Here is a 17,182-nt window from a genome sequence, read left to right on the forward strand (position 1 = left end):
CGTTTACTTAATGAGTTCCAGCATTTTGAATACCATTTCAGAAGAGCTTTTTGCTGCTAGCGGTAGGAACTCATCAAAGCTCATTGGTGACTCTTTATCAGCGACATCAGAGATTGCGCGCACAACAACAAACGGCGTGTTGAATTGGTGACAAGTTTGAGCGATAGCAGATGCTTCCATTTCTACCGCGATAACGGATGGGAAGTGCTTACGAATAAACTCTTGGCGTTCAGCGGTGCAAACAAATGCATCACCAGTACAGATCAGGCCGCGAACTGCATGAGTGTTTTCCATTTGCGCTAGTGCCTTTTCTGCTAAATCCATTAGCTTTTCATCCGCTTTGAATGCAGCAGGCTGGCCAGCCATTTGGCCAATTTCATAACCAAAAGCGGTCACGTCTGCATCGTGATGACGAACTTCTGTTGAGATAACAACATCACCTAGATTTAGGCTTGAATCGAAGCCACCAGCAGAGCCTGTGTTAATCACAACATCTGGCTGGTATTCATCAAGAAGAATGGTAGTGCCTACTGCAGCTGCAACTTTACCGATACCTGATTGTAGTACGACTACTTCTACATCATTAATTTGACCAGAGAAAAACGTACAACCTGCTTTATTTACGGTTTTGCAGTTTGTGATTGCTTCTTTCAGGATGGTCACTTCTTGTTCCATCGCACCGATGATACCAACTTTCATAACACTCTCTTTCGGTAAATATTTTAGTTGGCCGAGAGTATAGCACTCCCCGTGAGCAGTTTTCTATTTGATGAGCTTAGCTTGAGTGAGCTTTTCTCGTAATTGTTCGGCGCGCTTTCTGTTTACGCCAAAGTCAGAATAGCCCACACGTGACTCTGAGCGAACAATCAGTTTGTCTCCTGCTACTTTTAATTCGAGGTCATCCACGAAGCGCATGATTTTAGATGTGCATTCTATCCGAAGGTAATCACCCTCTTTTACCGCGGTTTTGGCGCCAGGAAGTTGAAGCGCGGCTTGCTCAATGGCATCTAACGTTGCGGACTCAGTGAGCAAAAAAGGTGCTAATTGAAACTTGTCTCTTGAGTCTTGAGTTGAAACGCAATTTGGTTTGTCACCACAAGGTGATTGAGAACGATCTGGCATACTGGTGACTCCTTGGCTGCAGGCTGTAAGGCTGAGTAAAGTGATGGAAAGGAGAGCGGCTTTTTTCATTGTATTTACTCTTATAGTTTTGCTTCTAATTATATGGATACAAAAGAAAAAGGATCCAATAATAGGATCCTTTTTGTGAGGTTAGCTGTGATTAGACTTCTAGGTAATCAAGAATGCCTTCTGCCGCTTTTCGCCCTTCATCAATGGCGGTTACGACGAGGTCTGAGCCACGGACCGCATCACCGCCAGCGAAGATTTTCGCATTGCTGGTTTGGTACATGAACGCTTGCTCAACAGGTGCCTTGATACGTCCCCATTGGTCTAAATCGACACCATACGGTTCTAACCAGTCCATTTTGTGTGGCTGGAAACCAAATGCCATGATCACGGCATCCGCAGGCAATACATGTTCACTGCCTTCCACTGGTTCTGGTCTGCGACGACCTGCATCATCGGGCTCACCTAAAGCGGTTTTTACCACTTTAACGCCCGATACGTTACCTGAGGCGTCGACCTCCACACCGAGTGGTTGCAGGTTAAACATAAACTTCACGCCTTCCTCTTTAGCGTTTTTTACTTCTCGACGTGAACCTGGCATGTTGGCTTCGTCACGACGATAAGCACAAATCACATTGGAGGCTCCTTGGCGAATAGAGGTTCGTACACAGTCCATTGCAGTATCGCCACCACCAAGCACGACCACTTTCTTTCCTGCCATGTCGATAAAAGGTTGGTTGTTCTCAAGCTCCATGACTTTGTAGGTATTCGAAATTAAAAATGGCAGCGCGTCATACACACCCGGCGCATCTTCATTATCTAGACCTGCACGCATGTATTTATAAGTGCCAACGCCCAAGAAAACAGCATCGTATTCATCAAGCAGCTCTTGCATTTGCACATCTTTACCGACTTCCATGTTCATGCGGAACTCGACGCCCATTTCAGTGAACACACGGCGGCGGTTTTCCATCACGCCTTTTTCAAGCTTGAATGAAGGAATGCCGAAGGTCAGAAGGCCTCCAATTTCAGGGTAGCGGTCAAACACGACTGGCTTAACGCCATTGCGCACTAGGATATCCGCGGCAGCCAAGCCAGCTGGGCCTGCTCCAATGATTGCGACCTTTTTATCGGTCCACTCCACCTTGGACATATCTGGCTTCCAGCCCATTTCAAACGCTTTGTCGGTAATGTACTTTTCTATGTTACCGATGGTGACGGCACCAAAGTCATCATTAAGCGTGCATGAACCTTCACATAGGCGGTCTTGAGGACAAACGCGCCCACATACTTCCGGTAGGCTATTGGTTTGATGCGATAGTTCAACCGCTTCAAGAATACGACCTTCATTGGCAAGTTTTAACCATTGAGGGATGTAGTTGTGGACTGGGCATTTCCATTCACAATATGGGTTGCCACAATCTAAGCAGCGATCCGCTTGTGCAGTGGCTTGTTGCTTAGTAAACGGCTCGTAGATTTCAACGAACTCGATCTTACGAACTTTGATCGGCTTTTTAGCCGGATCGACACGTTGAACATCGATAAATTGATAAACGTTCTGGCTCATGATTCAAACATCCTCCATGATTACTGTGCTTGAACGCGCAGCTCTGCGGCACTGCGGCTCTGGTGACCAAGTAGCGTGCGAAGATCTGCCGCTTGTGGTTTCACCAAATAGAACTTTGGAATCCATTCATCAAAGTTCGCCAAAATATTTTCAGCATGACTCGACCCTGTTTCTTCAAGGTGTTCCGCAATTAGGCCACGCAAATGTTCTTGGTGGATGTAAAGATCGGACAATGAGATGGCTTCTACTGACTCAGTATTGACTCGACCTTCAAAGCTTTGGTTTTCATCCAGAACATAGGCAAAGCCCCCGGTCATACCTGCGCCAAAGTTCACACCTGTCGCACCAAGAATAGCAACAATACCGCCGGTCATGTACTCACAAGCGTTATCGCCAGCACCTTCAATGACGGCTATCGTACCTGAGTTTCGTACGCCGAAACGTTCACCTGCTTTACCCGCCGCAAACAGCTTGCCGCCAGTCGCGCCGTACAGGCAGGTGTTACCAATGATAGTTGCTTCATTGCATTTAAATGCGGTACCAAGGTGAGGTTTGATAACCACTTTACCACCCGCCATGCCTTTGCCCACGTAGTCGTTCGCATCGCCCGTGAGGTAAAGCTCTACGCCACCCGCATTCCAAACGCCAAACGACTGGCCGGCAGTGCCGTCAAGATAGATTTTGATAGGGGAAGCCGCCAATCCTTGGTTGCCATAGCGCTTCGCTATTTCGCCAGATAAGCGAGCACCCACAGAACGATCAGTGTTGATGACATTGTAGAAGAAACTTGCTGATTGGCTGTTTTCTACCGCATGCATGGCATCATCAATGATCTTTTGATTGAGCTCAGCTTTATCAAACGGTTTGTTTGGCTCTGTCCAAAACAGCGGATGACCTTCAGGCGAGACGGGAGCTTCTAGAATGTTGGATAGATCCAATTTGGTTTGCTTCGCGGTAAAGCCTTCTACTGCTTCAAGTAAATCGGTACGACCAATCAAGTCCGTCAGTTTTTCAACGCCTAGCTCAGAAAGCAGCTCGCGCACTTCTTCTGCCAGTCCGGTGAAGTAATTCATCACCATTTCTGGTAGACCTTTGAAGTATTCTTTACGCAGTGTCTCGTCTTGAGTCGCAACCCCTGTTGCACAGTTGTTGAGGTGACAAATTCGTAGGAACTTACAACCCATAGCGACCATTGGTGCAGTACCAAAACCGAAGCTTTCTGCACCTAAAATTGCGGCTTTAACTACGTCTAAACCAGTCTTTAGACCACCATCTACCTGTAGGCGGATCTTATGACGCAGACCATTAGCAACCAGTGCTTGTTGTGTCTCTGCTAGACCTAATTCCCATGGACTACCTGCGTATTTTACCGAAGTCAGTGGGCTTGCTGCCGTACCGCCGTCGTAACCCGAGATGGTAATGAGATCAGCGTAAGCCTTGGCTACGCCCGTTGCGATGGTGCCGACACCTGGCTCGGAGACGAGTTTCACCGAAACCAGCGCATTCGGGTTGACTTGTTTAAGGTCGAAGATCAGCTGGGCCAAATCTTCAATTGAATAAATATCGTGATGTGGAGGAGGGGAGATTAACGTCACCCCTTGCACGGAGTAACGTAGCTTGGCGATTTCTGCGGTGACTTTGTGTCCCGGTAGCTGACCACCTTCACCTGGTTTAGCTCCTTGCGCTACCTTGATTTGTAGTACATCCGCATTAGTAAGGTAATGAGGCGTGACACCAAATCGGCCAGAAGCAATTTGCTTGATGCGCGAGTTACGTTCAGTGCCGAAACGGCGAGGATCTTCACCACCTTCACCGGAGTTTGAATAGCCACCAAGACGGTTCATCGCAGTCGCGAGTGCTTCATGCGCTTCAGGGCTAAGTGCGCCAATGGACATGGCCGCAGAGTCGAAGCGTTTGAACAGTTCGGTTTTCGGTTCTATTTGCTCAAGTGGCAGCGGTGAGTCTGATTTTTTCAGCGACATTAAGTCACGCAACATAGCAACAGGGCGTTGGTTTACCTGCTTAGCAAAGCTCTGATAGTCGTTACTTTCGCCAGATTTAACGGCCTGTTGCAGCGTGCCGACAACATCCGGGTTGTAAGCATGATACTCACCTCCATGGACATACTTTAACAAGCCTCCATGATCAATCGATTTACGTTTCGCCCATGCTTTGCGAGATAAGTTTGTAAGATCTTGCTGGAAGTCGTCAAAATTTGCGCCTTCAATACGAGTTGTGACGCCTTTAAAACACAGATCGACCACATCTTGGTTCAAGCCAACTGCTTCAAACAGTTGTGAGCAGCGGTAAGAGGCGATGGTTGAGATCCCCATCTTTGACATGATTTTATACAGGCCCTTGTTGATGCCGTATTGGTAGTTCTGCATCACATCGCGATAGTCTTTCTCTAGTGCCTTATCATCAATCAGTTTACCTAACGCTTCATAAGCAAGGTATGGGTAAACTGCAGTCGCACCAAAGCCAAGCAAGACAGCAAATTGGTGTGGGTCACGTGCAGTTGCGGTTTCGACTACAATGTTGGCATCGCAACGTAAGTTCGCATCAATCAAACGAGTTTGAACGGCGCCGACTGCCATTGCCGCTGGAATTGGTAACTTGCCTTTGACCAAAGCGCGATCTGAAAGTACCACTAAAACCGTGCCTTCACGTACGACTTGCTCTGCTTGCTCACAGAGATCATTAATGGCTTGTTTAAGATCTTTCTCTTGTGGGTCGTAGTTGATATCTAGAATGGTATTACGGTAGTGATCGTCACCAAGCTCGAGCAGTTGCTGCATGTCTGAATAAAGCAGTACAGGCGAATCAAATGTTACGCGATGCGCGTGGCCATCGGTTTCACAGAAGACATTCATTTCCTTACCGATACTGGTCGCCAGTGACATCACGTGTTTTTCACGCAGTGGATCGATCGGTGGATTGGTGACCTGAGCGAACTTCTGGCGGAAGTAGTCAGTTACCAAGCGCTCTTTTGAGGAGAGCACTGCCATTGGAGTATCGTCACCCATAGAACCAACGGCTTCTTGGCCCATTTCTCCGAGTACACGCAGAACTTGGTCGACTTCTTCGTTCGTCATCGCGAATTGCTTTTGATAAGTCTTAAGTAAGTCTTCATCAAAGCTGCGCTCGCCTACTTGATCCTCAGGTAGCTGAGAAAATGGTGTGAGTTTGCGAACGTTGTTTTCCATCCATTCGCGATAAGGGTGACGAGATTTCAGATCATTATCGATCTCGCTAGACTGCCAAAGCTTACCTTTACGAGTGTCGATGACGAGCAATTCACCCGGACCTACACGCCCTTTTTCGGCAACTTCATCTGGGGCGTAATTCCAAATCCCTACCTCAGATGCCAGAGTGATCAACTTGTCTTTGGTAATTACATAACGTGCAGGACGCAGACCATTTCGGTCTAGATTACAAGCAGCATAACGACCATCGGACAGTACGATACCTGCTGGGCCATCCCATGGTTCCATGTGCTTGGAGTTGAAATCGTAAAACGCCCGCAGATCCGGATCCATATCTGGATGGTTTTGCCATGCAGGCGGCACAAGCATACGCATGGCGCGGAAGATATCCATGCCACCAGCTAAGAAGAGATCCAGCATATTATCCAAGCTAGAGGAGTCTGAACCTGTCTCGTTTACAAATGGTGCTGCAGTTTGAAGATCGGGCAGCAGTGGTGACGAGAACTTGTAAGCGCGCGCGCGCGCCCATTGGCGGTTACCTTCAATGGTGTTGATCTCACCGTTATGAGCAAGATAGCGGAACGGCTGAGCCAATGGCCAACGCGGTTGAGTATTGGTAGAAAAACGCTGGTGGAACAGACAGATAGCGGATTCCATGCGTAGATCAGCAAGATCAAGGTAGAAGCGAGGCAAGTCCGCAGGCATGCACAGGCCTTTGTACACCAAAACTTGAGTCGACAAGCTACAGATGTAGAAATCAGGATCTTCGGTGATTTGTTTCTCGATGCGACGGCGTGCGATGTAGAGACGGCGTTCAATGTCACGCTCTCGCCAACCAGCCGGTGCAGAGATAAAGACTTGCTGAATGTTTGGAAGCGAGTTAGCCGCAATTGGACCGAGCACTTCTGAATTGGTTGGAACTTCACGCCAACCGGCCACTGTTAGCGTCTCTTGCGCAAGTTCTCTGTTGACGATGTCTTTAGCGAGTTGAGCTTTGACCGGATCTTGGTTGAAGAAAATCATCCCTACGGCGTATTGCTTGCCAAGGTTGAAACCATTTTCTTCGGCAATAAGACGTAAATAGGAATCGGGCTTTTGTAATAGAAGACCACAACCATCACCGGTTTTACCATCGGCGGCAATACCACCACGGTGGGTCATTCGGTCAAGTGCAGAAATTGCTGTACGAACCAGCTTGTGGCTTTGTTCGCCTTCCATATGCGCGATCAAGCCAAATCCACAGTTGTCTTTCTCAAGACTTGGATCATAAAGAGCCATTGCAATTCTCCCTTTGCTTATCCGTCATCCCGACAGATATATCAACACTGCTTACGTTGATAGTGATGACTGAATATGCGTCATCTTTATGGTTTTATGTATATTTATTCAATAAAAGCTGTGAAATATTTAACATTTTTTGAGTGTTTTATTTTCATCAACTTCACAAGCTATAGCTTATTGTAAAAAAGGTCAAGCTATTAGTGGATAATCACGTGAATATGCGATTTACCATTTAATAAGCTAAAATAGTTTAATGATTTCAAATAGATAGAAAATTGATTGTTACAAAAAAGTAACATTTGATTCTGTGGGAAATAAAAAAGACCAGCATAAAATGCTGGTCAAAATAGAAAGATTGGAAGGAATTGTTTTCTTTCTTTGCTAATAGCCATCGATATCGCTGATGGCTATTTATGGCATTGAAAGAGGGAAGCGTGAATACTTCCGTTAAGCAGAAAGCATCAGTGAATCTGCTTTTGCTTCTAGGTTTGTGCCATCCATTAGGTAGTCATCTATAGCACGAGCACATTCGCGACCTTCGTTGATACAACGAACCACCAAAGATTGGCCTGTTCGCATATCACCAGCAGCAAATACGCCTTCTTGGTTAGTAGCAAAACCTTGAGTTGCTACGTTACCGCGATCATCTAGCGCGATATCCAGTTGAGCAAGCACGCCTGTAGGTTCTGGGTGTAAGAAGCCCATTGCTAGGAATGCCATATCACATGGGATCACTCGCTCGCTGCCTTCTACTTCTTTGAAACTTGGGCGCTCGCCTGGTTTTGCATCTTGCCAAACGATATCAGCAAGACGAAGGCCTGTGACTTCACCTTTGTCATTTCCGATGAACTCTTTGGTCAGGATGTTCCAGTGACGATCGACACCTTCTTCATGAGAGGTCGAAGTACGTAGGATCATTGGGTATTGAGGCCAAGGCATATTGGCTGGGCGCTTCTCTGGTGGAATCGGCATGATTTCCACTTGAGTTACGCTTGCTGCGCCGTGACGGTTTGACGTACCTACACAGTCTGAACCAGTATCACCACCACCAATGACAACCACATGTTTACCTTTTGCGTGAATCTCTTCCGTTTTCAGGTCCATGTTATTTGCACGTCGGTTGTTTTGACCTAGGAATTCCATTGCGAAGTGAACGCCTTTGAGCTCACGACCCGGAACTGGCAAATCACGTGGAACCGTTGAGCCACCCGTCAGTAGAACCACATCGAACTCTTGACGCAGTTGCTGAGCATTTACATCAACACCGACGTGTTGGTTTACTTTAAACTCAACGCCAGCTTCTGCCATTAGATTGATCTTACGATCAATGACTTCCATGCTCAGTTTAAAATCTGGAATACCGAAACGCAGCAGACCACCAACCTTCTCGTCTCGCTCGAATACTGTCACGGTATGGCCTGCGCTGTTTAGCTGCTCAGCAGCCGCAAGACCAGCAGGTCCAGATCCAATGATCGCCACCGTTTTACCAGTGCGAGAACGTGGCGTTTTTGGCTTGGCGTACCCTTCACGATACGCCGTTTCTACGATGGTTTTCTCGATATTACAGATAGTGATTGGGTCTTGGTTGATGCCAAGTACACAAGCACTTTCACATGGAGCAGGGCAAACACGACCAGTGAACTCTGGGAAGTTATTGGTTGAGCTTAGAATGTTCCATGCTTCTTCCCAGCTATCACGATAAACCGCATCGTTAAACTCTGGGATGATGTTACCGATAGGGCAGCCGTTATGACAAAACGGCACACCACAATCCATACAACGAGACGCTTGAGTATTGATCTTGTCACCAAACTCCTCGTTCAGAACGAACTCTTTGTTGTTCTTGATGCGTTCAGCGGGGTCGATCTTCTGTGGTAGTTCACGACCGTGCTCTAAAAATCCAGTAGGCTTACCCATTATACTGCCTCCGCTTGAGTTTCGTTTCCTTGAGACTGCGCTTCAGCTTTACGCTTTTGAAGCACCGCTTTGTAGTCACGCGGCATCACCTTAACCATAGAGGCTAGGCTTGCTTCAAAGTTGTCTAGGAAAGACTGAGCGACTTCACTTCCTGTGAATTGAACATGCTTAGTTAGCATGTCGAGTAATAGATCTCTGTCTTCTTTCTCGATTGGATCTAGGTCTACTAGCTCTGGGTTCAGTTTTGACTCAAAGTCACCTGATTTATCCCATACGTAAGCCACGCCGCCACTCATACCTGCGGCAAAGTTACGACCTGTTGAACCAAGGATAATTGCTGCACCGCCCGTCATGTATTCACAACCGTGGTCACCGACGCCTTCTACTACGACTTTCGCACCTGAGTTACGAACACAGAAACGTTCACCAGCCATACCGCGAATGAAAGACTCACCCGAAGTAGCACCGTAGAAACACACGTTACCAACCACGATGTTGTCTTCCGCGACAATGCTTGATTTTGCGTCTGGGTAAAGTACTAACGTACCGCCAGATAAGCCTTTACCCCAGTAGTCGTTCGCGTCGCCTTCTACTTCGAACTTCACGCCCTTAGCTAGGAATGCGCCGAATGACTGACCCGCTGAACCTTTGAACTTCACGTTCATTGGTCGAGGTAGGCCGGCATCTTTGTACACTTTCGAGATTTCGTTCGACAGCATGGTGCCCGCAGAACGGTCAGTGTTGACGATAGGGAATTCGGCATTCACCGCCTCGCCTTTCTCGAGAGCAGGAATCGCCGCTTGAATCAGCTTACGGTCTAGTACCGATTCCAGATTGTGGTTCTGTTGCGTTTGGTTATGGATACCGTCTGACTCACGTGGTTGTTCAACGTGTAGAATAGGAGACAGATCTAGGTTCTTGTATTTCCAGTGAGAAACGTCTTGGCGAATCTTCAGCTTCTGACCTTGGCCGACCATCTCATCGATAGTGCGGAAGCCAAGTTCAGCCATGATTTCACGTAGACCTTGTGCCATGTATTGGAAGAAGGTTACGACGTCTTCTACGCGGCCATCAAAGCGCTCGCGAAGCGTCTTGTTCTGAGTCGCGATACCAACAGGACAGGTGTTCTTATGGCACTTACGCATCATGATACAACCTTCAACCACCAATGCTGCGGTTGCCACGCCCCATTCTTCTGCACCAAGTAGTGTTGCCACTGCAAGGTCGCGAGGTGTTTTCATCTGACCATCCGCTTGAACCACGATACGGTTACGTAGACCGTTCTTTAGTAGCGTTTGGTGTGTTTCTGCCAAACCAAGTTCCCAAGGAAGACCAGTATGACGGATTGAAGACATTGGGGATGCACCAGTACCACCGTCGAAACCTGCGATTAGTACAACGTCTGCTTTCGCTTTCGCTACACCGGAAGCGATCGTACCTACGCCAGCTTCCGATACCAGCTTCACGTTTACACGGCCCGCGCGGTTCGCGTTCTTCAAATCGTAGATAAGCTGAGCCAAATCTTCGATTGAGTAGATATCGTGGTGTGGTGGCGGCGAGATAAGACCGACGCCCGGAGTTGAGTGACGTGTAGCACCGATCCAGTCATCTACTTTATCGCCTGGTAGCTGACCACCTTCACCTGGTTTCGCACCTTGAGCCATCTTGATTTGTAGCTCATCAGCGTTGGTTAGGTAGTAAGAGGTTACGCCGAAACGACCCGAAGCTACCTGCTTGATTGCAGAGCGTTCCCAATCGCCGTTCTCTTTGCGCTCGAAACGCATTGGGTCTTCACCACCTTCACCAGAGTTCGATTTTGCGCCAAGGCGGTTCATCGCAACAGCCAATGTGGAGTGTGCTTCGTAAGAAATAGAACCGAATGACATAGCACCCGTCGCGAAGCGTTTCACGATGCTTTCAATTGGTTCGACTTCGTCGATAGAGATAGAACCAGCTGGGTTCTTAATGAATTCTAGCTGGCTACGTAGCGTTACCGCGTTGTCACCTTGTTTATCGACTGCTGTCGCGTACTGCTTGAACTGATCGTAGTTCTTGTTGCGCGTAGACTCTTGCAGTAGAGAAATGGTTTCTGGGTTGAATAGGTGCTTCTCGCCACGCTGTTTCCATTGGTACACACCACCCACATCCAGCATTTGAATTGGGATTTCGCGTTGTGGGTAACCGATGCGGTGACGAACGAGCACTTCTTTAGCAATATCGTCAAGGGTGAGACCTTGGATACGAGAAACTGTACCTGTGAAGTACTTGTCTACCACTGACTTATGAATACCTAAGGCTTCGAAGATTTGCGCACCGTGGTACGACTGCAGGGTTGAGATACCCATCTTCGAGAAGATCTTCAGAAGACCGCCATTGATCGCTTTACGGTAGTTGTTGAACAGATCACGAGGGTTCGCTTCTGGATCCAGCTTCTTCGTGCGTTGTAGTTCAATGATAGTTTCGATAACTAGGTAAGGGTTAACCGCATTTGCACCATAGCCAATAAGGGTTGCAAAGTGGTGCGTTTCACGCGCGTCACCGGTTTCAACCACAATGTCACACTTAGCACGTAGACCTTTGCGGATCAAGTGGTGATGCACTGCACCAACTGCCAGCATTGCTGGGATCGCCGCGTGGTTTGAGTTCACTGCGCGGTCAGTTAGCAGGATGATTGAGTAACCATCAATAACCGCGTCTTCTGCGTATTGGCAGATACGTTTTAGTGCGCGCTCAAGCTTGCCTTGGTCTTCACTGGCTTGGAATACGATATCCAGTGTCTTCGCCTGAAGATGCTCGTTGTCAATAGCACGCAGTTTCTCAAGCTCAGAGTTCGCAAGAACAGGCGATTCCAATTCGACTTTCTGACAGTGAAGTGGTGTTTCAGTCAGAAGGTTTTGGTCTTTACCCAAGTAAGTGTTCAGCGACATCACCATACGCTCACGGATCGGATCGATCGGTGGGTTAGTTACCTGTGCAAACAGCTGCTTGAAGTAGTTTGAAAGATGTTGCGACTGATGAGATAGCACTGCAAGAGGCCAGTCGGCACCCATGGCTGATAATGGCTCTTTACCTTCATTTGCCATTGGAACGATGATTTCGTTCACTTCTTCAGTACTTACGCCAAACGCTTGTTGGCGGTGTAGAAGATGTTCTGGCTTAGGTTGGCTGAATTGGTTGCTCGCATCTGGCAGCTTCTTCAAGCTTAGTAGGTTTTCTTCTACCCACTTTTCGTAAGGCTGTGCCGTTGCGATGGTGTCTTTCACTTCTTCATCAGAGATGATGCGACCTTGCTCTAAGTCTGCAACGAAGATGCGACCTGGTTGTAGACGACCGCGGAACTCAACGTTCTCTGGCTCAATATCCACAACACCAGATTCTGATGCCATTACTAGGAAGTTATCTTTGGTCACTGTGTAGCGAGAAGGGCGCAGACCGTTACGGTCGAGTGTCGCACCAACTTGAACACCATCAGTAAAACATACTGAAGCCGGACCATCCCATGGTTCCATGATGTTCGCGTGGTACTGATAGAACGCGCGACGCTTAGGATCCATGTTTTTGTTTTCTTGCCATGCTTCCGGGATCATCATCATCAATGCGTGCGGCAGGCTGCGACCAGAAAGAACTAGGAGCTCAAGAGCCATGTCAAAGTTAGATGAATCCGAACTGCCTTCCTGACAAATAGGAAGCAGCATGTCGATTTCAGCTTGGGTAAATAGATCGGATTCAATGATCGCCTCACGGGCTTTCATCCAGTTCAAGTTACCTCGAACTGTATTGATTTCACCGTTGTGGGCAATGTAACGGAAAGGTTGTGCAAGACGCCATTTCGGGAAGGTGTTGGTGGAGAAGCGAGAGTGTACCAGTGCCAGTGCGGTCACCATGGTCGGGTTTTGCAGATCAAGGAAGTACTGAGGTACTTGCTCGGTCGTTAACTGACCTTTGTACACCAATGTCTTGTAAGACATAGAGTTAATATAGAAGTCATCACCAATGTTCGAAACGCTTTCTAGGCAAACACGTACAGTGTAGTTACGAAGTACGTACAGTTTGCGCTCTAGCTCTTCAGGTGTAATACCTGGACCACCAGAGATAAACACATGCTCAAACTGAGGCTCTGTGCTTAGCGGGTCGGCACCGATCATTGAGTTATCGGTTGGCAATACGCGGTAGCCGATAACTTCAAGATCTAGACGCTGAGCGTTGCGTTCTAGAATGTCACGGCATTGCTCGCGTTTGTATTCGTCTTTCGGGAAAAGTACGACACCCACACCATACTTTTCAAATGAAGGTAGTTTAATGCCGAGCTTAACGGCCTCTTCTAATAGGAATTCATGAGGTTTTTGTAGCAAGATACCCGCACCATCACCGCTGCATGGATCACAACCTTGACCACCACGGTGCTCCATGCGAGCTAGCATATCCAATGCTTGAGTCACTACTTCATGAGATTTACGGTTTTTAAGGTGAGCAACAAAACCGATACCACACGCGTCATGCTCCAATTCAGGAGTATATAGACCCTGTGGATTTTGCTCTCTATCTACCATAGATACATCCTTCCAGTTCAATGTCGACGCAAAAGCACCAGGCAGGCAAATGCCACCTAGACCATTGATTACGTCTTGTCCTTTATATTTATTATCGCCACCGATCTAGGTTGACCGATCTTGATTCCTTTCCGTATCTCGCAGGAAAAGTTTTGCGAGAAAAACAATCCTTGGTGGTATCCCTTTATTTATTGCCACTATTTAGTGATTTATATAGGTAGGAGTGGGATAACACCGACAAATCCCGCAGTGTACTTTGTAATAAAAGTCACAAAAATAACGGGGTTGTGTAAGTATCCTACAATTTTGTCACTTCAGAATGCAATGAAAAAGTCGACGTTGTGACCCAATTTTTTCGTTTAATTATGCATTTTTAGTTTAACATTTACGCAACATGAACGTTTTTTATCTGTATTTATGCAGGTTTATTGATTTTGAGCCGTATGATGTTTGTTTGAATTGACTAGTATTGTGTGTTTTTTCTTGCAGGGATGTAATTTATTTACACAGATCGTAGTGAGATTGATTACGGTTCATTGTTGGTGAGAATTTATGCAGTTACATGAGTTGGTCAATACAATCGGCCAAGATCTTCAGCGTCGATACGGTGAAAAAGTCCATAAACTAACGTTGCACGGTGGATTTAGTTGCCCTAACCGAGATGGCACGATTGGTCGGGGAGGATGTACTTTTTGTAATGTGGCTTCGTTTGCGGATGAAGAAGTACAGATAAAGAGTATTCACGATCAGTTGAAAGATCGTGCGGGCGAAATTCATCGAGCGAAGAAGTATCTCGCTTATTTTCAGGCTTACACCAGTACTTATGCGGAAGTGCAAGTGCTGAAAAATATGTATGAAGAAGCACTAAAAGCGGCTGATATTGTGGGATTGTGTGTCGGGACTCGTCCAGATTGCGTGCCTGATGCCGTATTAGATTTACTGTCTGACTATGTAAAGCAAGGTTATGAAATTTGGCTAGAGTTAGGGCTTCAAACCGCTAATAACGACACCCTTAAGCGCATCAATCGCGGTCATGATTTCGAATGTTATGCCGAAATCACCAAGCGTGCGCGTGCGCTAGGTATTAAAGTCTGTACTCATTTAATTGTGGGATTACCGAAAGAAAGCCGCGACGATAACATTGAGACGCTGAAAAAAGTGTTGGCTGTGGGCACTGATGGCATCAAGTTACATGGTCTTCATATCGTGGAAGGCAGCACCATGGCGAAAGCGTGGCGTGCAGGACGATTAGAGGCGCCAGAGCTAGAAGAGTATGTCGCAATTGCCAGTGAGATTATTCGTATGACGCCACCGGACGTGATTTACCATCGGGTTTCATCAGCAGCTCGTAGACCTACCTTATTATCACCACTGTGGTGTGAAAACCGCTGGCTGGCGATGACTGAAATTGGTCGATCCCTCAGTGAACATGGTGCTCAAGGAAGCCTAACGGGAAACGCTTTTATCTATACTAAACCGGAATTAATAGCAGATCGCTCAATAAATAACTGATATATTTTAACCAGTTTTTTTTAAAGGTTTAAACGATGGATCAGTTACTCAATTGGCTTTGGGATGGTCAAGGCGGTTATGGCTATGTCGTCTTGTTATTAATTGCTAGCGTGTGCGCGTTAGCACTGATCTATTTGCACTTTCAAACATCACTTAAGCAACTCGTAACGGATTCACCCTATCCAGTCATAGTGCTGGATACTGGCCATGCTCAGATCTTGTTATCTAACCAAGCTGCGATGCAATTATTAGGTATTCGCTCTCTAGGCACGGGATATTTGTATCCCGCTTTATTCGATATTCGTGAGCTTGAGTCGTTTCTAGACAGTGTCTCTAGTCGTCATTTTAGCCAGCAGGTATTTGATTGGCGCTTATCTGAAAGCGAATCTATCAAGGTGGAGTTGTCAGGAAGAAAGAGTTTGCTGCGCAATCACCGTGTTTGGATCATCTACGCGCAGCCATATCAATCCACTCATCAAGAGCAGCAACAAGAGCTTGCGCAATTAACGATTGCTCGTTCGGCACTAGACTCACTCTCTGAGTTAATTTGTACCCAAGATCGCCAAGGGAATTTATTAACGACGAACCGAGCATTTGATCAATTTTGGGAAGGGCGAAGGGAAGAAGCCTGCGCATCAAAGGTTTCCATGGGTGAGGCTAGCAGAAAGAGTGAGCGCAAGTGGACGACGGATCCACAAGGTCGCAGTTGCTTATTGGAAGTGAATCAAAATTCCCTTGTGTCACCGAGTGGTGAGCTGATCGGTACATTATCCATTAGTCATGATGTGACCGAGTGGCACAAAATGCAGCAGAACCTGAGAGATGAAATGGAGCGCCGTAAAGATACAGAAGTTGCGTTGGCGCAAAGGGATACCATCTTACAGACTATTCTTGACGCTAGCCCTGACTCTATCGGTATCTTCAATGAGAATATGGTCTATCAAGCGTGTAATAAACCGTTCGTTAATGCATTAGGTATTTCAGACGTGTCTGATTTGATCGGTAAGCGCCTTCAAGATGTCATTCCTGAAGAGATGTACGCTCGCTTAGCCGCTAGTGATTTGGATGCATTGCGTCAGTCAGAGCCTGTCCGATACATAGATAAAGTCGTTAGCAGTGATGGCAAAAGTACGTGGTTTGATGTGGTGAAATCGCCTTTTAAAGATAAAGCTTCAGGAACGAATGGTGTGCTGATCATGGCGCGTGATATTTCTGAACGTTACCTTGCCGAACAAAAGTTGGAGAGAGCCAATTTAGAGTTAGAAAAGTTGAGCTTTATGGATAGCTTAACTCAAGTATCGAACCGACGCCGCTTCGATGAACAACTGCAGGTACTATGGTACCACCATGCCCGCGAAAAGCTGCCGCTCACTATCATGTTGTGTGACATCGACTTTTTCAAAGATTACAACGATTGTTACGGCCATCAGCAAGGTGATGAAGCATTGGTCAGTGTTGCTACCGTATTCACAAAAGTCATCAATCGCTCTTCGGATTGTGTTGCGCGTTATGGTGGTGAGGAGTTTGGTTTTATCCTGCCGAATACCACAACGGAAGGCGCGAGCAATGTAGCGCAGCGTATTCATGAACAAATTCGACAACTCGATATGGAGCACGACAGCTCAGAAGCTTCGGAACGTCTCACGGTCAGTATCGGTCTTGTCTCTTATATTCCTCAACATGGTGATGAACCGGAAATGGGTATTGCCATGGCTGACAGTGCGCTATACCAAGCCAAAGCTGATGGACGTAATCGCACCTGTATTCACCCCAGTTCTTGCTAACGCTTTGTGACCGCTTGCTCTAAGTTGATAGCTGATTGTTTAAATCGCCGTATTAAACACGTTAAACTTACCGAAGCCTGTGCGTTCGTTGGTTAACTTATCTTTTTATCTTGTTTAGCAAGCGCAGTTCGCACTACGTATTTTTCACTAATCACACAGACCTAAATTGCGTTAGGCCGAATATGTCTGCTCGTTTTTTATCATTGAAGGGCAACATCTAGCCAGCACCATGGAGTA

8 protein-coding genes are annotated in these 17,182 nt (G+C 46.9%); 2 read left to right on the top strand and 6 right to left on the bottom strand.

Annotated elements, in window-relative coordinates; all coding sequences use genetic code 11:
• Positions 1-3: 3 nt before the first annotated feature.
• From mtnN to gltB (ACWPOD_RS13685), 6 genes are all read right to left on the bottom strand, one after another.
• Positions 4-699: a 5'-methylthioadenosine/S-adenosylhomocysteine nucleosidase gene (gene mtnN / locus ACWPOD_RS13660; RefSeq protein WP_005396324.1), complete on the bottom strand. Its 696-nt coding sequence runs from the start codon at positions 697-699 to the stop codon at positions 4-6.
• A gap of 63 nt (positions 700-762) precedes the next feature.
• Positions 763-1,191: a DUF1499 domain-containing protein gene (locus ACWPOD_RS13665; protein ID WP_041852996.1), complete on the bottom strand. Its 429-nt coding sequence runs from the start codon at positions 1,189-1,191 to the stop codon at positions 763-765.
• Positions 1,192-1,282: 91 nt separating this feature from the next.
• Positions 1,283-2,695: an FAD-dependent oxidoreductase gene (locus ACWPOD_RS13670; RefSeq protein WP_167426889.1), complete on the bottom strand. Its 1,413-nt coding sequence runs from the start codon at positions 2,693-2,695 to the stop codon at positions 1,283-1,285.
• A gap of 20 nt (positions 2,696-2,715) precedes the next feature.
• Positions 2,716-7,179, bottom strand: a complete 4,464-nt coding sequence (gene gltB / locus ACWPOD_RS13675; protein WP_167426888.1) for a glutamate synthase large subunit — start codon at positions 7,177-7,179, stop codon at positions 2,716-2,718.
• A gap of 450 nt (positions 7,180-7,629) precedes the next feature.
• Positions 7,630-9,099 carry a glutamate synthase subunit beta gene (locus tag ACWPOD_RS13680; protein WP_085343971.1) on the bottom strand — a complete coding sequence of 490 codons (1,470 nt, stop codon included), beginning with the start codon at positions 9,097-9,099 and terminating at the stop codon, positions 7,630-7,632.
• Complete coding sequence (gene gltB / locus ACWPOD_RS13685; protein ID WP_167426887.1) at positions 9,099-13,649, bottom strand: glutamate synthase large subunit; 4,551 nt, start codon at positions 13,647-13,649, stop codon at positions 9,099-9,101. The genes ACWPOD_RS13680 and gltB (ACWPOD_RS13685) overlap by 1 nt, the downstream gene beginning before the upstream one ends.
• Before the next feature lie 552 nt (positions 13,650-14,201).
• Here gltB (ACWPOD_RS13685) and ACWPOD_RS13690 point away from each other — a divergent pair.
• The gene (locus tag ACWPOD_RS13690; RefSeq protein ID WP_046873980.1) at positions 14,202-15,161 is read left to right on the top strand and encodes a TIGR01212 family radical SAM protein; all 960 of its coding nucleotides are present in this window, start codon (positions 14,202-14,204) and stop codon (positions 15,159-15,161) included.
• A 35-nt stretch (positions 15,162-15,196) separates the two neighbouring features.
• Positions 15,197-16,945 (top strand): sensor domain-containing diguanylate cyclase, encoded by a 1,749-nt coding sequence (locus ACWPOD_RS13695; RefSeq protein WP_005396315.1) that lies wholly within the window; start codon positions 15,197-15,199, stop codon positions 16,943-16,945.
• Positions 16,946-17,182: the final 237 nt, after the last annotated feature.

The organism is Vibrio sp. JZG120, from assembly GCF_053890955.1.

Excerpts from the sequence above, each read along its gene's own strand:
- mtnN (WP_005396324.1), bottom strand. The coding sequence starts at position 699 with ATGAAAGTTGGTATCATCGGTGCGATGGAACAAGAAGTGACCATCCTG.
- ACWPOD_RS13695 (WP_005396315.1), top strand. The coding sequence starts at position 15,197 with ATGGATCAGTTACTCAATTGGCTTTGGGATGGTCAAGGCGGTTATGGC.
- ACWPOD_RS13690 (WP_046873980.1), top strand. The coding sequence starts at position 14,202 with ATGCAGTTACATGAGTTGGTCAATACAATCGGCCAAGATCTTCAGCGT.
- gltB (WP_167426887.1), bottom strand. The coding sequence starts at position 13,649 with ATGGTAGATAGAGAGCAAAATCCACAGGGTCTATATACTCCTGAATTG.
- gltB (WP_167426888.1), bottom strand. The coding sequence starts at position 7,179 with ATGGCTCTTTATGATCCAAGTCTTGAGAAAGACAACTGTGGATTTGGC.
- ACWPOD_RS13680 (WP_085343971.1), bottom strand. The coding sequence starts at position 9,099 with ATGGGTAAGCCTACTGGATTTTTAGAGCACGGTCGTGAACTACCACAG.
- ACWPOD_RS13665 (WP_041852996.1), bottom strand. The coding sequence starts at position 1,191 with ATGAAAAAAGCCGCTCTCCTTTCCATCACTTTACTCAGCCTTACAGCC.
- ACWPOD_RS13670 (WP_167426889.1), bottom strand. The coding sequence starts at position 2,695 with ATGAGCCAGAACGTTTATCAATTTATCGATGTTCAACGTGTCGATCCG.